4 protein-coding genes are annotated in these 3,424 nt (G+C 24.7%); all 4 read left to right on the forward strand.

Annotation, left to right across the window (positions count from 1 at the left end; all coding sequences use genetic code 11):
- Nucleotides 1–482 precede the first annotated feature (482 nt).
- The 4 genes from BM384_RS16210 (at nucleotide 483) to BM384_RS16225 (ending at nucleotide 3,251) form a co-directional block, all read left to right on the forward strand.
- A complete protein-coding gene (locus tag BM384_RS16210) occupies nucleotides 483–884 on the forward strand; it encodes a hypothetical protein (protein WP_090015182.1) in 402 nt (133 codons plus the stop codon).
- Nucleotides 885–978: 94 nt separating this feature from the next.
- A complete protein-coding gene (locus BM384_RS16215) occupies nucleotides 979–1,773 on the forward strand; it encodes a hypothetical protein (protein ID WP_090015184.1) in 795 nt (264 codons plus the stop codon).
- A 289-nt stretch (nucleotides 1,774–2,062) separates the two neighbouring features.
- A complete protein-coding gene (locus BM384_RS18045) occupies nucleotides 2,063–2,572 on the forward strand; it encodes a hypothetical protein (protein ID WP_207650744.1) in 510 nt (169 codons plus the stop codon).
- Between the two features lie 37 nt (nucleotides 2,573–2,609).
- Entirely contained in the window at nucleotides 2,610–3,251 is a 642-nt protein-coding gene (locus BM384_RS16225) for an ABC transporter ATP-binding protein (protein ID WP_090015188.1), read from the forward strand.
- The last annotated feature ends 173 nt before the right edge of the window (nucleotides 3,252–3,424 follow it).

Raw genomic sequence — 3,424 nt, forward strand, 5'->3', positions numbered from 1 at the left:
ATCCTCCAAAAATATATATTTCTTAATAAAAAAATAAAACACTAAATCTCATTCCTCCTTTAAAAAGGCCCTAATGAAATAAGACTTAGTGCTTACTTATTGATCTTACCCGGGGATAAGAACAAGCATCCTATTTTTAAATTATTATAAGAATATCATAGAATATTATTGCATATAACTTGAAATTAATTACTTTGTCAGAACTAAACCAATTTTAAAATCCAATCTTCACAATTACACATACGTCTAAAAAATTTACTTTCCTCTCTTGCCTTTTTTGTATTTTTGTTATTTATAATAAAAAATTTTTTTATTATAATATTAAGTTTTGCTTCTTTAACTCGCATAAATTAAAGATAAAATTGACAAAAAATGTTTTTAACGTTTTATTGACAAGTCTAAACATACAATATATAATATTTTTGTAAAAAATTTTTCAAAAAATATCAAAAACAACATATTTTCCAAAAAGAGTAAATAATATGAGAAAAAAAATAATAACTGGAGCAATCTCACTTTTAATGTCAGTATCTGCATTATCAGTAATAGCTCAAGCTCAAACTATTGATTACAGTTTTCAAATGCCATCAACAGGATATGAAACTAGCCGTATTGCTTACAAAGCTGATACAGAAGATCAGTTTTATCTAAGGGTTAGTAGACTTGGTTGGGTTGAAAAAAATGACGGATTTGTTGCGTGGGTTATAAACACTGATGGTTCACAAATATCTAAGGATGTGAGCTTCACATCTACAGGGCTATATAAAAAAGCTTACAAAGGTAATAATGCATCTTACTATGTTGGAAATCCTACAAAATTAAGAATGAAAACTGACTGGAAAACTAACCATCCATGTAATGTAAATGGTAAATTCACTTCATAATAAAATCTAATTTATTTAAAATACATTAAATTATATATGATAATCAAATGTAATTTAATGTATTAATTTTTAACACTACAAAGGAGTTACTAAAATGTCACTTTATTTCAAAAACGAATTAAAACGAGCAATTTTTTCAAAATCATCACTAGCAGCATTTTTAATAACTTTAGTTACGTTATTAATAGGATTTTATGGAACTTCATTTTACGATTTCAGTATTGAATTAGATAAGTGTAAAAAATTCTATGACTCTGCAGATATTTTTCTACTTACTAGAGATTCAGGATCAAAAAGTTTTCTTGGTGTTATTGCTCCACTATTAGCAGTATTACCATTTTCAAATTCATATTTACACGATAAAGATTCTGGATTCTTGAAGTTTATCTATATAAGAATGGATAAAAAAAGATATATTTTAAATAGAATATTAGTTAATGCAATTGCTAGTGGAGTAATAATAGTATCATCATTATTAACTATTTTGATTATTATATGTTTATTCCTTGGAATCAGCACTAATCCTAATAGTTTCTTTGATAAAGCAGGCACCTATATGTTTTTATACGTAAAAAGTAAATGGTTATATGTTATTTTTATTTTTATACTATCATTTTTATTTAACGCTATATTTGCAACTTTAGGATTAGGTTTGTCCCCTTTTATTAATAATAAATATTTATCTTTCATATGTCCATTTGCAATATATATGCTATCAATGACAATTCTCCCTTATATTGGTTTAGGCAGTCATAATATGAGTGTATTGTTTTCTCCTAGTGCTACTGCTCAAGAGTTTTACTTGTTAGTGTATCAAATAATATTATTAGCTTTAAGTATATTATTATTTAATTTAGGAGTGAAATATAGAAATGAAAAAGATTTATAATTATCTTATTTTAAAACTTTCTTCATATAAAATACTGATAATTTTAGCTCCATTGCTTATATATAATTTTTCGTTATTTATATATATATTACTTGGATCTACACAACATAATATTTTTGATTTATTTATGGCTCAGTTTGATTACTTTGCATTATTTATGGTTTATTCGTTAGGATACCTGCTAATAATTTATAATGTACATCAAAAAAATAATTTTTATAAGTATTATTATTTAAAATTTAACAGTAAGCTCCAAGTATATAACATAAATGTTCTTACATTATTAATTATGTCAATATTGTATACTCTAACAATTAATACATTTTCACTTATAGAAGGTATTTTATTCCTTCCAATAACTAATTCATGGAGTCAATACTTTTATTCAATTTCAAATGGTGTACTAAACATATTTTATTCTTTAGATAATGTACAAGTATTAACTACTATTATGAGCCCACTTACATATGTATTACTTACAAATTTATTTGTAATTGTATACTTCTTTTTTGAAGGAATATTATACTATGTGATAGATTCATTTTTTAATAAAAGAGGATTATCACTTCTTATAGTTATTGCTATAAATACATTTAGCAGATTTATGGATACATTTGGAATAATAGGTGAAAAACTATCATTTACTAATAATATATATTTTATTACTTCACCTATTGAAGACTTTTCAAATTATTCATTTATATTATCCAGAGTATTATATTGGGGAATATTAATTTCTGCTACTTATTTACTTGGAAGAATTAGTTCTACTAGAGGTGATTATAAATTTATAGATTAATATATAATATTTTTACATAAAACTTTAGGAGGAAAATATGAACAATACAGTAATTGTAAAAATAAAAAACTTATCCAAAAAAGTTTCTAATATAGATATACTTAACGATATTTCTGTAGAATTTAAAAAAGGAACTATCTATGGGATTGTAGGAAAAAATGGTTCAGGTAAAACAATGTTATTCAAATCAATTTGCGGACTAATAAATCCAACTAGTGGAGAAATTACTGTTCTCGATAGACCAATAAAGAATGGAACTTTCCCAAAAGAAACAGGAATAATAATTGAAAACCCAGGATTCCTTCCTCAATATTCTGCTTTCGAAAACCTAAAGATATTAGCAAGTATTAATAATAAAGTTGATGATGAAACAATAAAAAAATATATTAACCTTGTTACATTAGATGCAGAAAATAAAAAAACTTTAAAAACATACTCTTTAGGTATGAAACAAAAACTAGGAATAGCCCAAGCATTAATGGAAAATCCTAAACTATTAATATTGGACGAGCCTATGAATGCATTAGATGAAGAGTCTGTTATCTTAATAAGAAAACTATTATTAAATTTAAAAAATCAAGGAGTAACAATATTATTATCTAGCCATAATAAAGTTGATATTGATGAATTATGCGATCATATATACACAATGGACTCAGGAAAATTAATATTAGATTAATGTAAATTAACACACAAAAAGGACGCTATATAGACAGCAATGTCATTAAGTTAGCATTGTTAGATACTTGTTCTAAAGAAAAGGGGCTGTAAAAAAAGTCCTAAAAATCAAACGACCATACTAGCTCAAAAGCTTGTATGGTTGTTTTTTTCATATACTTATATTTTTTCATC

It is taken from the genome of Clostridium sp. DSM 8431, assembly GCF_900116755.1.
Classification (GTDB): domain Bacteria; phylum Bacillota; class Clostridia; order Clostridiales; family Clostridiaceae; genus Clostridium.

Excerpts from the sequence above, each read along its gene's own strand:
- BM384_RS16225 (WP_090015188.1), top strand. The coding sequence starts at position 2,610 with ATGAACAATACAGTAATTGTAAAAATAAAAAACTTATCCAAAAAAGTT.
- BM384_RS16210 (WP_090015182.1), top strand. The coding sequence starts at position 483 with ATGAGAAAAAAAATAATAACTGGAGCAATCTCACTTTTAATGTCAGTA.
- BM384_RS16215 (WP_090015184.1), top strand. The coding sequence starts at position 979 with ATGTCACTTTATTTCAAAAACGAATTAAAACGAGCAATTTTTTCAAAA.
- BM384_RS18045 (WP_207650744.1), top strand. The coding sequence starts at position 2,063 with ATGTCAATATTGTATACTCTAACAATTAATACATTTTCACTTATAGAA.